The sequence below is a fragment of the Rathayibacter sp. PhB127 genome, assembly GCF_003751665.1.
In the GTDB taxonomy this organism is placed as follows: Bacteria; Actinomycetota; Actinomycetes; order Actinomycetales; family Microbacteriaceae; genus Rathayibacter; species Rathayibacter festucae.
Genome location: NZ_RKHW01000001.1, coordinates 2,037,341 through 2,053,785, shown reverse-complemented (window position 1 = coordinate 2,053,785; position 16,445 = coordinate 2,037,341). Strand labels below are relative to the sequence as shown.

Genomic DNA, 16,445 nt, shown 5'->3' with positions numbered 1-16,445 from the left:
AGCCCGATCGACCCCGCCGCCGAGGCGCCGTCCGGCGCGCGCCGCCCTGCGCCGCCCGCGGTCGACCGCCGCGCCGCCTCGGAGGCCGCGATCGCCGCGCGCCGCGCCCGCGCCCTGGTGAAGAAGGGCGTCGCCGCCGGCGACCGGCCCGCCACGGCCGTGCTCGCCGCCGCGCAGGAGGACCCGACCGGCGTCGAGGGTCGGATGCGCGTCAGCGAGCTGCTGCGCGCCGTCCCCGCCCTCGGCGTGGTGAAGACCCCGCGGGTGATGGAGCAGCTCGGCATCGCGCCGTCCAAGCGCCTCGGCGGCCTCGGCCGCCGTCAGGTCGAGGGCCTCGGCGCGTTCCTGGAGGAGCGCGAGTCGCGTCAGCGCCGCGGCGAGCGCAACCGGCTCGTCGTGCTGGCCGGTCCGACCGCGGTCGGCAAGGGCACCGTCTCCGGCTACATCCGCGAGAACTACCCCGACGTCCTGCTGTCCGTCTCGGCGACCACCCGCGCACCGCGCCCCGGCGAGATCGAGGGCGTCAGCTACTACTTCGTCGACGACGCCGAGTTCGACCGCATGGTCGAGGCGGGGGAGTTCCTCGAGTACGCGACGGTGCACAACGCCTACCGCTACGGCACGCCCCGCGGCCCGATCGACGCGGCCCTCGCCGCCGGCCGCCAGGTCATGCTCGAGATCGACATCCAGGGCGCGCGGCAGGTGCGCGAGCGGATGGGCGACGCCCGGCTGGTCTTCCTGCTGCCGCCGAGCTGGGAGGAGCTGGTCCGCCGCCTGGTCGGCCGCGGTACCGAGAGCCCCGAGGAGCAGGAGCGCCGGCTCACCACCGCGAAGGTCGAGCTGGCCGCGCAGGACGAGTTCGATTTCTGCGTCGTGAACAGCACCGTGCCCGAAGCGGCCCGCGAGGTCGTAGAATTGATGTCGCCTCGTGCCGACAGCACGCCCGCCGATCCGGGCCGCTGAGACCGAGACCACCGACCACCTCCGGGCCTTGCCCCGATCGCCCTCCCCGGTGATCGCGCGCCGTGCCGCTCCGGAGCCGCAGATCGGCGCTTCGCGCCACGCTAGGAGACACCATGGCCAACAACCTCGGCATCATCGACCCGCCCATCGACGAGCTGCTCTCGAAGGTCGACTCGAAGTACGCGCTCGTCATCTTCGCCTCCAAGCGCGCGCGCCAGATCAACGACTACTACGCCGACCTGCACGAGGGCAGCCTGTTCGACAACGTCGGCCCGCTGGTCGACTCGACCATCGACGACAAGCCGCTCTCGGTCGCGCTGCACGAGATCAACGAGGACAAGCTCGTCGCCCGTCCGGTCGCCGAGCCCCTCGACGAGTAGTCCCGACCGGGGGCGCTCCGCGACATGCGGTCATCGAGACGGGCCGCACGGCTGAACGTCGTCGTCGGGATCACCGGCGGCATCGCCGCCTACAAGGCGGTCGGAGTCGTCCGCGCGCTGGTCCTCGAGGGTCACGACGTCCACGTCGTGGCCACCGAGCCGGCGCTGCGCTTCGTCGGCAAGCCGACGCTCGAGGCAATCTCGCGGAACGCGGTGCACACCGAGCTCTACGAGGGCGTCGCCGAGGTGCGGCACGTGGCGATCGGCCAGGCGGCCGACCTCATCGTGATCGCCCCGGCCACCGCGCACACCCTGGCGAAGCTCGCCACCGGCCTCGCCGACGACCTGCTCGGCAACACGGTGCTCGCCAGCACCGCTCCGGTCGTGGTCGCTCCGGCGATGCACACCGAGATGTGGGCGAACCCGGCCACGGTCGCGAACGTCGCGACGCTCCGCTCCCGCGGCGTCCACCTCGTCGGCCCGGCCGTCGGCCAGCTCACCGGCGCCGACTCGGGCCCGGGCCGGATGGAGGAGCCCGCGACGATCGTCGCCGAGGCCCTCGCCGTCCACGCCCGCGCCACCGCCGCCCGGCGCGACCTCGAGGGCCTGCGCGTCCTCGTCACCGCCGGCGGCACCCGCGAGCCGCTCGACCCGGTCCGCTTCGTCGGCAACCGCTCCAGCGGCCGGCAGGGCGTCGCGCTCGCGGTCGCCGCGGCCGCGCGCGGAGCGAGGGTCACCCTCCTCGCCGCGAACCTCGACATCGAGGCGCCGCAGGGCGTGGCGGTGGTCCCCGTCGGCACCGCGCTCGAGCTGCGCGAGGCCGCGCTCGCCGCCGCCCGCGACGCCGACATCGTGATCATGGCCGCGGCCGTCGCCGACTACCGGCCGGCCGACGTCTCCGAGGCCAAGATCAAGAAGGAGCAGCAGGGCGACCGCCTCGTCCTCGAGCTCGTGAAGAACCCGGACGTCCTCGCCGAGATCTCCGCCGCGAAGACCGACGGGCAGCTGATCGTCGGCTTCGCCGCCGAGACCGAGCCCGACCGGGACGCCATGCTCGCCCTCGGCCGCGCCAAGATCGCCCGCAAGGGCTGCGACCTGCTCGTCCTCAACAGGGTCGGCTGGGCCGAGGGTTTCCAGAGCGACAGCAACACCGTGGTGGTCCTCGATCGGGCCGGAGATATAGTGATCGAGGCTTCCGGCAGCAAGGCGTCGGTCGCCGATCGCGTCCTCGACGTGGTCGCGCGCTAGGGCGACTCCCTGGCCCGGTCCGCCCCCGGTGAGAGGGCGAGCCCGGTGCGGGACTGCACCGGATCGAGACAGCTCCGGCTGCCGCGCCCTACGGAATGAGACGCTCGACATGACCTCCGGCCCCCTCCGCCTGTTCACCTCCGAGTCCGTGACCGAGGGTCACCCGGACAAGATCTGCGATCAGATCTCGGACCGCATCCTCGACGCGCTCCTCCGCGAGGACCCGCGCAGCCGGGTCGCCGTCGAGACGCTCGTCACCACGGGGCTCGTGCACGTCGCCGGTGAGGTCTCCACCTCCGGCTACGTCGAGATCCCCGCGATCGTCCGCGACACGATCGTCGAGATCGGCTACGACTCCTCGCTCAAGGGCTTCGACGGCCGCTCCTGCGGCGTCTCCGTCTCGATCGGGCAGCAGTCGCCCGAGATCGCCGCGGGTGTCGACACGGCCCTCGAGGTGCGCGGCGACGCGTCCGACGACGACGCGTTCGACCGCCAGGGCGCGGGCGACCAGGGCCTGATGTTCGGCTTCGCCACCGATGAGACCCCCGAGTACATGCCGCTGCCGAGCTGGCTCTCGCACCGCCTCGCGGAGCGCCTCGCCGAGGTCCGCAAGACCGGCGAGCTGGACTACCTCCGGCCCGACGGCAAGACGCAGGTCACCATCGGCTACGACGGCACGACGCCGGCCACGATCGACACGGTCGTCCTCTCCACCCAGCACGCCGAGCACGTGAGCACCGCCACGATCCACGCCGACATCGAGGAGCACGTGATCCGCCCCGTCCTCGAGCGGGTCGACCTCGACTCCTCCGCGGTGCGCCTGCTGATCAACCCCTCCGGCCGCTTCGAGATCGGCGGCCCGCAGGGCGACGCCGGGCTCACCGGCCGCAAGATCATCGTCGACACCTACGGCGGAGCCGCGCGCCACGGCGGCGGCGCCTTCTCTGGCAAGGACCCGTCGAAGGTCGACCGCTCGGCCGCCTACGCCATGCGCTGGGTCGCGAAGAACGCGGTCGCCGCGGGGCTCGCCCGCCGGATGGAGGTGCAGGTCGCCTACGCGATCGGCAAGGCCGCCCCGGTCGGCCTCTACGTCGAGACCTTCGGCACCGGCACGCTGCCCGACGAGCAGATCACCGAGGCGATCCGCTCGGTCTTCGACCTGCGTCCCGCCGCGATCATCCACGCGCTCGATCTGCTCCGCCCGATCTACTCGCAGACCTCGGTCTACGGGCACTTCGGCCGCGAGCTGCCCGACTTCACCTGGGAGCGCCTCGACCGCGTCGACGACCTCCGCTCCGCCGCGGGTCTCTCGTAGGCGCCGACGCGGCGGGGGAGGCGGTGACCGGTCCGGCGGGGCGCGTCGCGCGCGTGCTCCTCGACTCGCCGCTCCCGCAGCTCGACCGGCTGCTCGACTACGCGATCCCCGAGGCGCTGCGCGACGGCGTCCGGCCCGGTGTGCGGGTGCGGGTTCCGCTGCGCACCGGCGGACGGATCGCCGACGCGTTCGTCGTCGAGGTCGGCGAGGGCTCCGAGCACGCGGGCGCACTGAGCGAGCTCGAGGAGCTCGTCTCGCCGCTCGTCGTGCTGACCCCGGAGGTCTGGGCGCTCGCCCGGCGCGTCGCCGACCGTGCCGCCGGGGGAGCGAGCGACGTCCTGCGCCTCGCGGTGCCGCGGCGCCACGTGCGTGTCGAGCGGGCGCACCTCGCGGCCCTCGCCGAGGTGGACGCGGCCGCCGACCCGTCCGAGCCGGACGCGGACTCCGTCCCGGCCGAGCCGGTCGCGGACGGCACCGTGCCCGGCTCGGTGACCGGCTACCCCGCGGAGACGTTCGACGGCCTCCTCGACGGCGGTCGCCTCGCGGTGAACGCGGTACCCGCGCCGGTGCAGCTCGCCTCCGGAGCGTGGGTGGGCGGCTGGGCGGTGACGCTCGCCGAGCTCGCCCGCGCCGCGCTGGCGGCCGGGCGCGACGCGATCCTCGCGGTGCCGGACTACCGCGACCAGGAGCAGCTCGAGCAGGCCCTCGCCGAGCACGTCCCCGAGGACGCGGTCGTCCGCCTCGACGCCCGGCAGAAGGGCGCCGGCCGCTACGCCGCGTTCCTGCGCTGCCTCACGCCGGGTCCGCGGGTCATCGTCGGCAACCGCTCGGTGCTCTACGCGCCCTCGTCGGCGCTCGGCCTGATCGCGCTCTGGGACGACGGCGATCCGCTCTTCGCCGAGCCGCTCGCGCCGTACGCGCACGCCCGCGACGTGGCGCTGGTGCGGCAGGAGCAGAGCGGCGCCGGGCTGGTCCTGCTCGGCAACACCCGCACGGTCGAGGTGGAGCGGCTGGTCGGCCTCGGCTTCGCCGCCCCGGTGCAGCCGCGGCCCTCGCGGCGCCCGCACGTCGTGCCGACCGCGCAGCAGGCGGCCGCCGACGAGCACGACCAGGCCGCGCGCATCCCGTCGACCGCCTGGCGGCAGGCGCGGATCGCCCTCGACTCGGGTCCCGTGCTCGTCCAGGTGGCCCGCCCCGGCTACGCGCCGGTCGTCGCCTGCGCCCGCTGCCGCACCGTGGCGCGCTGCAACCGCTGCCAGGGTCCGCTCGCCGTGCACGCGGCGGGGGCCCGGCCGAGCTGCGGCTGGTGCGGCCTGATCGCCGCCGACTGGCACTGCTCGGTCTGCGAGGCGACGGCGCTGCGCCTGGTGAGCCTCGGCGCCGGCCGCACGGCGGAGGAGCTCGGTCGCGCGTTCCCGGGCGTCAAGGTCGTCGTCGCGGACGGTACCCACCCGATCCTCACGGTGCCCGGGACGCCCGCGCTCGTCGTCGCCACCCGCGGCGGCGAGCCCCGGGCCGACGGCGGCTACCACGCCGTACTGCTGCTCGACGGCGAGCGGATGCTCGCGCGGGAGAGCCTGCGCGTCGCCGACGACGCCCTGCGCACCTGGTCGAACGCGGCCGCGCTGGCCCGCCCCGGCGCTCCCGTGCTGCTGGTCGGCGTCGCCGGGCGCCTCGCGACGGCCCTCGCGACCTGGCGCCAGGACGAGTACCTCCGCGCCGAGCTGATCGAGCGGCGCGAGCTGCGCTTCCCGCCCGCCGTCCGGCTCGCGACCGTCAGCGGCGACGCGCACGCCGTGACGGAGGCGCTCGACGCGCTCGACGAGGCGGACCGGCACGAGGTGCTCGGCCCGGTCGGGCTCGAGGACGGCTCCGTCCGGGCGATCGTGCGCTTCGACTACGCTCGCGGGGCGGAGGTCGCCGCCCGCCTTCGGTCCGCCGTGATCCGCAACGCGACCCGCCGCCGCCGGCCGCCCACCACGCCGGGCCGCTTCCGGCCGGCACCGAAGCTGCGCGTCCGGCTGGACGACCCCGACATCCTCTAGACCCGTCCCCCCGGACCCGTTCTCCGCTCGACCCCCACGCTCAGGAGCTCCTCGTGCGCCTCGTCTTCGCCGGCACGCCGGCCGCCGCCGTCCCCACCCTGCGCGCCCTCGCCGCCTCCGAGCACGAGATCGTCGCGGTGGTCACCCGGGCCGACGCGCCCGTCGGCCGGAAGCGCGTGCTCACGCCCTCGCCCGTCGCCGCGGTCGCCGAGGAGCTCGGCCTGCCGGTGCTCAAGGCGAACCGCCTCGACGAGGCGGTCACCGACCGGATCGCGGCCCTCGAGCCGGACCTCGGCGTGATCGTGGCCTACGGCGGCCTGGTCCGCGCGCGGCTGCTGGCGGTGCCGCGCCTCGGCTGGATCAACCTGCACTTCTCGCTACTGCCGCGCTGGCGCGGGGCGGCGCCCGTCCAGCGCGCGCTGATGGCGGGGGAGGAGCGGATCGGCGCGGCCGTCTTCCAGCTGGTGGCCGAGCTCGACGCGGGCGATGTCTTCGCCGAGATCGAGGAGGAGGTCGCCGGGCGCTCGGCGGGCGAGCTGCTCGAGGTGCTCGCCGAGCGCGGGGCCGCCCTGACCGGCGAGGTCGTCGACGGGCTCGCCGCCGGCACCGCGGTCGCCGTGCCGCAGTCGGGCGAGCTCACGCTCGCCCCCAAGCTCGACGTGACCGACGGCAGGATCGACTGGTCCCTGCCGACCGCGCGGATCCTCGCACTCGTTCGCGGAGTCACGCCTGAGCCCGGAGCGTCGACGGCGGTCGGCGCCGCGCGGCTGAAGGTGCTCGCCGTCCACGAGGCGCGCACGGACGCTCCCCTCGCGCCCGGCGCCGTGCTCCTCGATGCCGGCCGTGCCCTGGTCGGCACGGGCGACGGCGCCGTCGAGCTCGTCTCGGTGCAGCCCGCCGGCAAGACCCCGATGCCCGGCGTCGCCTGGGCCCGGGGCCTGCGCGAGAGCACGGTGCTCGCGTGACCGGCCGCACCCGCGTCGCGCCGGCCCGCCAGGTCGCCTACGACGTCCTGCTCGCGGTCAGCGGCGGAGACGCCTACGCCAACCTCGTGCTGCCCGCCCGGATCCATGCCGCCGAGCTGTCACCGGCCGACGCGGGCCTGGCCACCGAGCTCTGCTACGGCACCCTCCGCCTCTCCGGCTACTACGACCGGGTGATCGCCCTCGCCGCCGGCCGCGCCGTCGAGACCCTCGACGCCCCGGTGCTCGACGCGCTCCGGCTCGGCGTGCACCAGCTGCTCGGCACCCGCGTCGCCGCGCACGCCGCCGTCAACGAGAGCGTCGCGCTGGTCGCGGGCGGCTCCTCCCGCGGCGCCGTCGCCTTCGCGAACGCGGTGCTGCGCTCGGTCACCCGCTCGAGCGCCGAGGAGTGGCAGCAGCGCGTCGCGGACGCGGCGACCTCGGGCGACGACCGGATCGCCGCGGCGACCTCGCATCCGGTCTGGATCGTCAAGGCCCTGCGCCGCGCCCTCGCCGCGGAGGGCGCCGCCGACGAGCTCGAGGCCCTGCTCGCCGCCGACAACGCGGCCCCGCGGGTGAACCTCGTCGCCCTGCCCGGACTCGCCGAGGCCGCCGAGCTGCCCGACGCGGAGCCCGACCGCTACTCGCCGGTCGGCCTCGTCAGCACCGGAGGCGACCCCGAGGCGATCGCGCCCGTGCACGAGGGCCGCGTGCGCGTCCAGGACGAGGGCTCCCAGCTGGCCGCGCTCGCACTGTCCCGCGCCGAGCCCGTCCGGGCGGGCGAGCGCTGGCTCGATCTCTGCGCCGGCCCCGGCGGAAAGGCGGCGCTGCTGGCCGCCGAGGCGCGCGCGGGCGGCGCGACGCTGCTGGCCAACGAGGTCGTCCCCGCGCGGGCCGGGCTGGTCCGCCAGGCCCTCGCCGCGGTCGACCCGACCGTCGAGGTCCGCACCGGCGACGGTCGCACCCTCGGCGAGGAGCAGCCCGGTGCCTTCGACCGCATCCTCCTGGACGCGCCGTGCACCGGACTCGGCGCCCTCCGCCGCCGCCCGGAGGCGCGCTGGCGGAAGACCGCCGACGACGTCGCCCCGCTCGCCGCCCTGCAGGGCGAGCTGCTCGACTCCGCCCTCGCCGCGCTCGCGCCCGGCGGACTGCTCGCCTACGTCACCTGCTCGCCGCACCTCGGCGAGACGAAGCGCGTGCTCGCCCTCGCCGCGGAGCGCCACCCCGGCGGCTTCGAGCTCGTCGACACCCCGGCGGTCCTCCGCGGCATCACCCGCGAGCCGCTGCCGCTCGCCGAGGGCGCGCTGCACGCGCAGCTCTGGCCGCACCGGCACGGGACGGACGCGATGTTCATCCAGCTCCTGCGCGGCAGCCCGGCCTGACGGCCCGGCCGCCGCGCCTAGGCTGGGGAGCATGCCCGCACGGATCAACCCCAGCATCCTGTCCGCCGACTTCGTCAACTTCGAGGCCGAGCTGCAGCGGATCGCCGGGGCCGATCTCGTGCACGTCGACGTGATGGACAACCACTTCGTGCCGAATCTCACCTTCGGCCTGCCGATGGTGCAGCGCCTGCAGGAGGTGTCGCCGCGCCCGCTCGACGTGCACCTGATGATCGACGACCCCGACCGCTGGGCCCCCGGCTACGCCGAGACGGGCGCCTACTCCGTCACCTTCCACGCCGAGGCCGCGCACGACGCCGTCGCCCTGGCCCGCCGGCTGCGCGAGATCGGCTCGCGCGCGGGCATCGCGCTCAAGCCCGGCACCCCGGTCGACGACTACCTCGACCTGCTGCCCGAGTTCGACCAGGTGCTCGTGATGACGGTCGAGCCCGGCTTCGGCGGCCAGTCGTTCATGGCGGAGACGATGCCGAAGCTGCACGCCCTGCGCGAGGTCGTCGACCGCACCGGCCTCGACGTCTGGCTCCAGGTCGACGGCGGCATCGCCCCCGGCACCATCGAGATCGCCGCCGAGGCGGGCGCCGACACCTTCGTCGCCGGCTCCGCCGTCTTCGGCGCCGACGACCCCGAGGCCGCCATCGTCGCCCTCCGCGACACCGCCTCCTCCCTCCTGCACCGCCACTGACTCGACCGCCCTCGCCGGTCCGCCGCCGCGTATAGACTTCCCCGGTGAAAACTTTCGACGACCTCTTCGCTGAGCTGGGCGAGAAGGCCGCCGCGCGTCCCGAGGGTTCGGGCACGGTCCTCGAGCTCGACGCCGGTGTGCACTTCATCGGCAAGAAGATCGTCGAGGAGGCCGCCGAGGTGTGGATGGCCGCCGAGTACGAGGGCGACGAGCGCACGGCCGAGGAGATCTCGCAGCTGCTCTACCACCTGCAGGTGCTGATGCTCGCGAAGGGCCTGACGACGGCCGACGTCTACCGACATCTGTGAGCGTCCCCCCGATCGCCGGAGTGCGCCGCCGCCAGGTCGCCGCGCGCTCCCACGCTCTCCGAGGTGCCGTCGCGCCTCCGCTCACCGAATCACCCTCGACCTCCAGAGGACGTCCCGTCGTGACCACGACCACCCCCACTACTCCTGACACCGCCGCCACCACCGCCCCGCCCGCGCTCCTGCGCGTCGCCGTGCCCAACAAGGGCTCGCTCTCCGAGACCGCCGGCCAGATGCTGGCCGAGGCCGGCTACACCGGCCGCCGCGACCCCAAGGAGCTGCACGTCGTCGACGAGCGCAACGGCGTCGAGTTCTTCTACCTCCGCCCGCGCGACATCGCCACCTACGTCGGCTCCGGCGCGCTCGACGTCGGCGTCACCGGCCGCGACCTGCTGATCGACTCCGGCTCCGAGGCGCGCGAGATCGCCAGCCTGGGCTTCGCCGACTCGACCTTCCGGTTCGCCGGTCCGGCCGGCCGCTACACCGAGCTGCAGCAGATCGACGGCCTCCGCGTCGCGACCAGCTACCCCGGGCTCGTCGGCCGCTTCCTCCGCGAGCACGGCGTCGAGGTCACCCTCATCCGCCTGGACGGCGCGGTCGAGTCGGCCATCCAGCTCGGCGTCGCCGACGTGATCGCCGACGTCGTCGAGACCGGTACCACGCTGCGGAAGGCGGGCCTGGAGATCTTCGGCCCGGTCATCCTGAAGTCCACGGCCGTCCTCGTCTCCGGCGCGGGCGAGCCGGAGGGCATCCCGGTCCTGCTCCGCCGCCTGCAGGGCGTCCTCGTCGCGCGCGAGTACGTGCTGCTCGACTACGACTGCCCCGTCGCGCTACTCGAGACCGCCACCGCGCTCGCGCCCGGCTTCGAGTCGCCCACCGTCTCGCCGCTGCACGACCCCGAGTGGGTCGCCGTGCGGGTCATGGTGCCGCGCGCCGACATGAACCAGGTGATGGACCGCCTCTACGACCTCGGCGCCCGCGCGATCCTGGTCACCTCGATCCACGCCGCACGCCTCTAGGAGGGGGAGCGATGAGTCTCGCCGTCCGCGTCATCCCGTGCCTCGACGTGGCCGCCGGCCGCGTCGTCAAGGGCGTCAACTTCCAGAACCTGCGCGACGCCGGCGATCCGGTCGAGCTCGCCCGGCTCTACTTCGAGCAGGGCGCCGACGAGCTGACCTTCCTCGACGTCACGGCCACCGTCGACGACCGCTCCACCACCTACGAGGTCGTCCGCGCGACCGCCGAGCAGGTCTTCATCCCGCTGACCGTCGGCGGGGGAGTGCGCTCCGTCGAGGACGTCTCGCGCCTGCTCGCGCACGGCGCGGACAAGGTCGGCGTCAACTCCGCCGCGATCGCCCGCCCCGAGCTGATCGGCGAGATCGCCGACGTCTTCGGCGCGCAGGTGCTGGTGCTCTCGCTCGACGTCAAGCGGAGCGACGCCACGCCCTCGGGTTTTGTCGTCACCACCCACGGCGGCCGCCGCGAGACGACGCTCGACGCGCTCGCCTGGGCGGCCGAGGCCGTCGAGCGCGGGGCCGGCGAGCTGCTGGTCAACTCGATCGACGCCGACGGCACGAAGCAGGGCTTCGACCTGCCGCTGATCAGCGCGATGCGCGAGCTGAGCACCGTGCCGGTGATCGCCTCGGGCGGCGCCGGTGCCGTCGAGCACTTCGCCCCCGCCATCGTGGCGGGCGCCGACGCGGTGCTCGCCGCCTCCGTCTTCCACAATCGCGAGCTGACGATCGGCGACGTGAAGCGCGCCCTCGACGACTCCGGGATCGAGATCCGCCGATGAGCACCGAGACGACGACCGACGGCACGACGACCCCCGACGACCTCACCGCGGTCCTCGACCGCGCGACCTTCGACGCGAGCGGCCTCCTGCCCGCCGTCATCCAGCAGCACGACACCGGCGAGGTGCTGATGCTCGGCTGGATGGACCGCGAGGCGCTGCGCCGCACGCTGACCGAGGGCCGGGTGACCTTCTGGTCGCGCTCCCGCCGGGAGTACTGGCGGAAGGGCGACACCTCCGGGCACGCCCAGTACGTCCGCGGGGCCGCGCTGGACTGCGACGCCGACACGCTGCTCGTGCAGGTCGAGCAGATCGGCGCCGCCTGCCACACCGGCGAGCACTCCTGCTTCGACGTCGATCCGCTCGCCCCGGTGACGGACCTCGGGCCGCAGGCGTGAGCGGCCGGCGCCTCAAGTACTCCGCGATCCTCGGGATCGTGCTGCTCGCCGCGCTCGAGCTGACCGCCTCCACCCAGCCCTGGGCGACCCTGGTGCTCACCCCGGGAGTCGGCGACGGCCGGGCGCTCTCCGTCGTCGGCACCGTCGCCGCGCCGGCCCTGTCGGCCCTGGCCCTCGCGGGGCTCGCTCTCGCGGCCGCGCTCGCCATCGCCGGCCCGGCCTTCCGGATCGTCCTCGGGCTGCTGCAGATCGTCCTCGGCGGCTCCGTCGTCCTGGCCGCCTCGACCGCGCTCGCCGATCCCGTGCGCGCCGGCTCGTCGCTGGTCACCGATGCGACCGCGATCGCGGGCCGGGAGTCGGTCGCCGCGCTCGTCGCCTCGTCCTCCGCCACGGCCTGGCCGGTCGTCGCGCTGGTGGCCGGCGTGCTGACCGCCGTCATCGGCGTGCTCGTGCTCGTCACGGTCCGCCGCTGGCCCGGCGCGAAGAAGAAGCGCGCCTCCCGGTTCGAGCCCGCCGACGGCTACGGGCACGGCGCGACGACCGTGCAGACCGACGACGGCGACATCGATCCCGTCGTCTCCTGGGACGAGCTGTCCCGCGGGGACGACCCCACGTCCGCCCGCTGAGCGGGGCCCGGCGGACCCCGCCCGTCGGCGAGGCCCTTCAGGCGCGAGCCGCTAGACTGCTCTGGTTCCCACGCACGTCCAGGAGGAGAGCCATGAGCACCGAGCACGACGACGACAACCACGGCCACTCGCCCGCAGCGTGGACGGCCGTCGTCATCATGCTGGTCGGCTTCACGGTCGGCACGATCGCCTTCTGGTTCGACCTGCCCCTCGTCGTCTGGCTGTCCGCCGGACTCGTCGTGGTCGGCCTTCTCGTCGGCGTGATCCTGGCCCGCCTGGGCTACGGCGTCGACGGCGCGAAAGCCAACCCGAAGGCGCGCGCGTAGAGTGCTCGGCGATCTGACCGCCGGCGCCCTGGCCGACGCGGCCCGGCGTCGCGAGACCGTCCCGCTCGCCGCCCTCGAGCGGCGCGCCGCCGAGCGCCCGCCCGCCCTCGACGCCCTCGCCGCGCTGGCTCCGGCCGAGCGCGTCAAGATCATCGCCGAGGTCAAGCGGTCCAGCCCGTCCCGCGGCGCCCTCGCCGAGATCCCCGACCCCGCGCTGCTCGCCGGGCAGTACGAGCTCGGGGGAGCGAGCGCGATCAGCGTCCTCACCGAGGAGCGCCGCTTCAAGGGCTCCCTCGCCGACCTCGAGGCCGTCCGCGCGAAGGTGTCGATCCCGGTCCTGCGCAAGGACTTCATCGCGGAGCCCTACCAGGTGCTCGAGGCGCGCGCCTCCGGAGCGGACCTCGTCCTGCTCATCGTCGCCGCGCTCGAGCAGCCCGTGCTGGCCGAGCTGCACGCCCTCGTCCTCGAGCTCGGGATGACCCCGCTGGTCGAGACCCACTCGGGCGACGAGCTCGAGCGGGCCGCCGACCTCGGCGCGCGCCTGATCGGCGTCAACGCCCGGGACCTCTCCACCTTCGAGCTCGACCGCGACCTCTTCGGCCGGCTCTCCGAGCGCTTCCCGGCGGACGCCGTCAAGGTCGCGGAGTCGGCGGTCCTCTCGGCCGACGACGTCGCGCACTACCGCCGCTCCGGCGCGGACGTCGTCCTCGTCGGCGAGGCCCTCGTCACCGGCGGCGACCCCGTCTCCACCCTCGCCGGCTTCCTGGCGCACTGATCACGATCCACCGATAGGCGGCACTGCCATGGCACTCCGAGACGAACTCGGTCCCTACTTCGGCGACTTCGGCGGACGCTACGTCCCCGAGTCGCTCGTGAAGGCGCTCGACGAGCTGAGCGCCGAGTACGAGCGCACCAAGGTCGACCCGGCGTTCCGGGCCGAGCTGACCGAGCTGCACCGCAGCTACACCGGCCGGCCCTCGATCATCACCGAGGTGCCGCGCTTCGCCGAGCACGCGGGCGGTGCGCGGATCATCCTCAAGCGCGAGGACCTCAACCACACCGGCTCGCACAAGATCAACAACGTGCTCGGCCAGGCGCTGCTGACCAAGCGCATCGGCAAGACCCGCGTGATCGCCGAGACCGGCGCCGGCCAGCACGGCGTGGCCACCGCGACCGCCGCCGCGCTCTTCGGGCTCGACTGCGTCGTCTACATGGGCGAGGTCGACACCGAGCGCCAGGCGCTCAACGTCGCCCGGATGCGCCTGCTCGGTGCCGAGGTCGTCTCGGTGACCACCGGCTCGCGCACCCTCAAGGACGCGATCAACGACGCGATGCGCGACTGGGTCACCAACGTCGAGACGACGAACTACGTCTTCGGCACCGTGGCCGGCCCGCACCCCTTCCCGGCGATGGTGCGCGACTTCCAGAAGATCATCGGCGAGGAGGCGCGCGAGCAGGTCCTCGCCCTCACCGGCGCCCTGCCCACGGCGGTCACCGCCTGCGTCGGCGGCGGCTCCAACGCGATGGGCATCTTCCACGCGTTCCTCGACGACCCCGAGGTCAGGCTCGTCGGCTTCGAGGCCGGCGGCGACGGGATCGAGACCCCGCGCCACGCGGCGACCATCAGCAAGGGCCGCCCCGGCGTCCTGCACGGCGCCCGCAGCTTCCTGCTCCAGGACGAGGACGGCCAGACCGTCGAGTCGCACTCGATCTCGGCCGGTCTCGACTACCCGGGCGTCGGTCCCGAGCACGCCTGGCTCTCCAGCATCGGCCGCGCCGACTACCGCGCGGTCACCGACTCCGCCGCGATGGACGCCCTGATGCTGCTGAGCCGTACCGAGGGCATCATCCCCGCGATCGAGTCGGCGCACGCCCTCGCCGGCACGCTCGAGCTCGGCCGCGAGCTCGGCCCCGACGCGACCATCCTGGTCAACCTCTCCGGTCGCGGCGACAAGGACATGACCACCGCCGCGCGCTACTTCGGGCTCGTCGACCAGGGCGCGGTGCAGTCGTGAGCGGCGTCGGCCCGAGCGTCGCCGAGACCGTCCGCCGCCGGAACCAGGAGGCCGCGGGCGCCCTGATCGGCTACCTGCCCGCCGGCTTCCCGGACCTCGCGACGAGCATCGACGCCGCGGTCGCCCTCGCCGAGAACGGCGTCGACGCGATCGAGCTCGGCCTGCCCTACTCCGACCCGGTCATGGACGGCCCGGTCATCCAGGAGGCGACCCAGGCCGCCCTCGCCGGCGGCTTCCGCCTGCGCCACGGCTTCGACGCGGTCCGCGAGATCCGCGCCCGCGTCGATGTGCCGGTGCTGGTGATGACGTACTACAACCCCGTGCTGCAGTACGGCGTCGAGCGCTTCGCCACCGACCTCGCCGAGGCCGGCGGCTCCGGTCTGATCACTCCCGACCTCATCCCCGACGAGGGTGCCGAGTGGATGGCCGTCTCCGAGCGCCTCGGCCTCGACCGGGTCTTCCTCGCCGCCCCCTCCTCGAGCGACGAGCGCCTGCGTGCGACCGTCGAGGCGAGCCGCGGCTTCGTCTACGCGGTCTCGACGATGGGCATCACCGGAGCGCGCGCCGACGTGGACCGCGCCGCCCGCACGCTCGTCGAGCGCCTGCGCACCGCCGGCTCGGACAGCGCCTGCGTCGGCGTGGGCGTCTCGACCGGCGACCAGGTCGCCGAGATCCTCGCCTACGCCGACGGCGCGATCGTCGGCTCGGCCCTCGTGCGCGCGCTCGCCTCCGGGGGAGTCGCCGCGGTGGCGGAGACGGCTCGCGGTCTGGCAGAGGGCACGCGTCCGCGCGCCTGACGCCTCCCAGTACACTCGGGATGCCCGTCGGGGCGCGGCGCCGCCGCGACCGCGGGATCCCTCCTTCGAAAGGTCGACGTACCGGTGTCCGTACCGCTGAGCATCCCGAGTCCGCCCGAGGCGTGGAGTCAGTACGACTTCACGCTCTTCGATCGCGCGTTCTCGATCCACACCTACGCCGTCTGCATCCTGGTCGGCATCGTGGTCGCCACGATCATGACGAACGCCCGCCTCAAGCGGCGCGGCGCCGAGCCGTGGGTCGTCCTCGACATCATCATCTGGGCCGTGCCGCTCGGCATCATCGGCGCGCGGCTCTACCACGTGCTCACGCACCCCGGCGACTACTTCTACGCCGGCGCGGACCCGTGGGAGATCATCCGGATCTGGAACGGCGGCAACGCGATCTTCGGCGGCCTGATCGGCGGTGCCGTCGGCGCCTGGATCGGCTGCCGCTGGACCGGTGTCCGCTTCTGGACCTTCGCCGACGCGCTCGCACCCGGCATGCTCGCCGCGCAGGCCATCGGCCGCCTCGGCAACTGGTTCAACCACGAGCTGTTCGGCCTCCCGACGACCCTGCCCTGGGGCCTCGAGATCGAGAGCAGCAACCCGGCCTTCCCCGTCGGCCTGCCCGCCGGCACGCTCTTCCACCCGACCTTCCTCTACGAGATCCTCTGGAACGTCGTCGGCATCGCGGTCATCCTGCTGCTCGAGCGCCGCCTCAAGCTGCAGTGGGGCACCGTCTTCGCCGCGTACCTGATCTGGTACGGCATCGGCCGCGTCTGGTTCGAGTCCATCCGGATCGACCCGAGCGAGTTCTTCTGGGGCATCCGCACCAACGTCTGGGCGGCGCTGGCCGCCGTCGTCGTCGGCCTGGTCCTCGTCGTGATCCAGCGGCGCGAGCACCCGGGTCGCGAGACCTCGGCCTATCGGCCCGGCCGCGAGTGGACGCCCGCCCCGGCTGCGGTAGAATTCGAGGACGTCGAGTCCGACTCCGACGCCACCACTCCTTCTTCCGGCACCGACGCCGAGAAGTCGACGGTCTCCCGCAGCTGACGCGGTCCGCGGCACCCCCGCGGCCCCGCATCCAGCTCACCTCTCCGTCCGTCCGCCCCACCGCGGCTCAGCCACAAGCGCTGCCGCGGGGGAGCGAGCGCACGACCCCGACGACGGCGCCAGACCTCCGCTCCGCGA

At 74.3% G+C, this 16,445-nt stretch carries 18 protein-coding genes; all 18 read left to right on the top strand.

Annotated elements, in window-relative coordinates; all coding sequences use genetic code 11:
* The first annotated feature begins 6 nt into the window (after positions 1-6).
* The 18 genes from gmk (at position 7) to lgt (ending at position 16,307) form a co-directional block, all read left to right on the top strand.
* Positions 7-963: a guanylate kinase gene (gmk, locus tag EDF22_RS09820; protein WP_123704877.1), complete on the top strand. Its 957-nt coding sequence runs from the start codon at positions 7-9 to the stop codon at positions 961-963.
* A gap of 113 nt (positions 964-1,076) precedes the next feature.
* Positions 1,077-1,343 carry a DNA-directed RNA polymerase subunit omega gene (gene rpoZ, locus EDF22_RS09815; RefSeq protein WP_123446225.1) on the top strand — a complete coding sequence of 89 codons (267 nt, stop codon included), beginning with the start codon at positions 1,077-1,079 and terminating at the stop codon, positions 1,341-1,343.
* 51 nt (positions 1,344-1,394) lie between these two features.
* Positions 1,395-2,591, top strand: a complete 1,197-nt coding sequence (coaBC, locus tag EDF22_RS09810) for a bifunctional phosphopantothenoylcysteine decarboxylase/phosphopantothenate--cysteine ligase CoaBC (RefSeq protein ID WP_123704875.1) — start codon at positions 1,395-1,397, stop codon at positions 2,589-2,591.
* Positions 2,592-2,700: 109 nt separating this feature from the next.
* Positions 2,701-3,906: a methionine adenosyltransferase gene (metK, locus tag EDF22_RS09805; RefSeq protein ID WP_123704384.1), complete on the top strand. Its 1,206-nt coding sequence runs from the start codon at positions 2,701-2,703 to the stop codon at positions 3,904-3,906.
* Positions 3,907-3,929: 23 nt separating this feature from the next.
* Positions 3,930-5,951, top strand: coding sequence for a primosomal protein N' (locus EDF22_RS09800; RefSeq protein ID WP_123704382.1), 2,022 nt, complete (start codon positions 3,930-3,932; stop codon positions 5,949-5,951).
* Between the two features lie 53 nt (positions 5,952-6,004).
* Positions 6,005-6,916, top strand: coding sequence for a methionyl-tRNA formyltransferase (locus EDF22_RS09795; RefSeq protein ID WP_123704380.1), 912 nt, complete (start codon positions 6,005-6,007; stop codon positions 6,914-6,916).
* Positions 6,913-8,295 carry an RsmB/NOP family class I SAM-dependent RNA methyltransferase gene (locus EDF22_RS09790; protein WP_123704378.1) on the top strand — a complete coding sequence of 461 codons (1,383 nt, stop codon included), beginning with the start codon at positions 6,913-6,915 and terminating at the stop codon, positions 8,293-8,295. Before EDF22_RS09795 ends, EDF22_RS09790 begins: the two co-directional genes overlap by 4 nt.
* A 31-nt stretch (positions 8,296-8,326) precedes the next feature.
* Positions 8,327-8,995 carry a ribulose-phosphate 3-epimerase gene (rpe, locus tag EDF22_RS09785; protein WP_123704376.1) on the top strand — a complete coding sequence of 223 codons (669 nt, stop codon included), beginning with the start codon at positions 8,327-8,329 and terminating at the stop codon, positions 8,993-8,995.
* A 44-nt stretch (positions 8,996-9,039) separates the two neighbouring features.
* Entirely contained in the window at positions 9,040-9,303 is a 264-nt protein-coding gene (locus tag EDF22_RS09780; protein ID WP_123704374.1) for a phosphoribosyl-ATP diphosphatase, read from the top strand.
* Between the two features lie 119 nt (positions 9,304-9,422).
* Positions 9,423-10,319 carry an ATP phosphoribosyltransferase gene (gene hisG / locus EDF22_RS09770; protein ID WP_221180900.1) on the top strand — a complete coding sequence of 299 codons (897 nt, stop codon included), beginning with the start codon at positions 9,423-9,425 and terminating at the stop codon, positions 10,317-10,319.
* Positions 10,320-10,330: 11 nt separating this feature from the next.
* Complete coding sequence (gene hisF, locus EDF22_RS09765; protein WP_123704368.1) at positions 10,331-11,095, top strand: imidazole glycerol phosphate synthase subunit HisF; 765 nt, start codon at positions 10,331-10,333, stop codon at positions 11,093-11,095.
* Positions 11,092-11,490: a phosphoribosyl-AMP cyclohydrolase gene (hisI, locus tag EDF22_RS09760; protein ID WP_123704366.1), complete on the top strand. Its 399-nt coding sequence runs from the start codon at positions 11,092-11,094 to the stop codon at positions 11,488-11,490. The genes hisF and hisI overlap by 4 nt, the downstream gene beginning before the upstream one ends.
* A complete protein-coding gene (locus EDF22_RS09755) occupies positions 11,487-12,116 on the top strand; it encodes a Trp biosynthesis-associated membrane protein (RefSeq protein ID WP_123704364.1) in 630 nt (209 codons plus the stop codon). Before hisI ends, EDF22_RS09755 begins: the two co-directional genes overlap by 4 nt.
* Positions 12,117-12,208: 92 nt before the next feature.
* Positions 12,209-12,442, top strand: coding sequence for a DUF6704 family protein (locus EDF22_RS09750; protein ID WP_123446235.1), 234 nt, complete (start codon positions 12,209-12,211; stop codon positions 12,440-12,442).
* 1 nt (position 12,443) lies between these two features.
* A complete protein-coding gene (gene trpC, locus EDF22_RS09745; RefSeq protein WP_123704362.1) occupies positions 12,444-13,217 on the top strand; it encodes an indole-3-glycerol phosphate synthase TrpC in 774 nt (257 codons plus the stop codon).
* A gap of 28 nt (positions 13,218-13,245) precedes the next feature.
* Complete coding sequence (trpB, locus tag EDF22_RS09740) at positions 13,246-14,457, top strand: tryptophan synthase subunit beta (RefSeq protein ID WP_123446237.1); 1,212 nt, start codon at positions 13,246-13,248, stop codon at positions 14,455-14,457.
* Positions 14,454-15,254, top strand: a complete 801-nt coding sequence (trpA, locus tag EDF22_RS09735) for a tryptophan synthase subunit alpha (RefSeq protein WP_123446238.1) — start codon at positions 14,454-14,456, stop codon at positions 15,252-15,254. Before trpB ends, trpA begins: the two co-directional genes overlap by 4 nt.
* Before the next feature lie 84 nt (positions 15,255-15,338).
* Positions 15,339-16,307, top strand: a complete 969-nt coding sequence (gene lgt / locus EDF22_RS09730; protein ID WP_372487855.1) for a prolipoprotein diacylglyceryl transferase — start codon at positions 15,339-15,341, stop codon at positions 16,305-16,307.
* Positions 16,308-16,445: the final 138 nt, after the last annotated feature.

Excerpts from the sequence above, each read along its gene's own strand:
- rpoZ (WP_123446225.1), top strand. The coding sequence starts at position 1,077 with ATGGCCAACAACCTCGGCATCATCGACCCGCCCATCGACGAGCTGCTC.
- metK (WP_123704384.1), top strand. The coding sequence starts at position 2,701 with ATGACCTCCGGCCCCCTCCGCCTGTTCACCTCCGAGTCCGTGACCGAG.
- rpe (WP_123704376.1), top strand. The coding sequence starts at position 8,327 with ATGCCCGCACGGATCAACCCCAGCATCCTGTCCGCCGACTTCGTCAAC.
- hisF (WP_123704368.1), top strand. The coding sequence starts at position 10,331 with ATGAGTCTCGCCGTCCGCGTCATCCCGTGCCTCGACGTGGCCGCCGGC.
- hisI (WP_123704366.1), top strand. The coding sequence starts at position 11,092 with ATGAGCACCGAGACGACGACCGACGGCACGACGACCCCCGACGACCTC.
- EDF22_RS09750 (WP_123446235.1), top strand. The coding sequence starts at position 12,209 with ATGAGCACCGAGCACGACGACGACAACCACGGCCACTCGCCCGCAGCG.
- trpB (WP_123446237.1), top strand. The coding sequence starts at position 13,246 with ATGGCACTCCGAGACGAACTCGGTCCCTACTTCGGCGACTTCGGCGGA.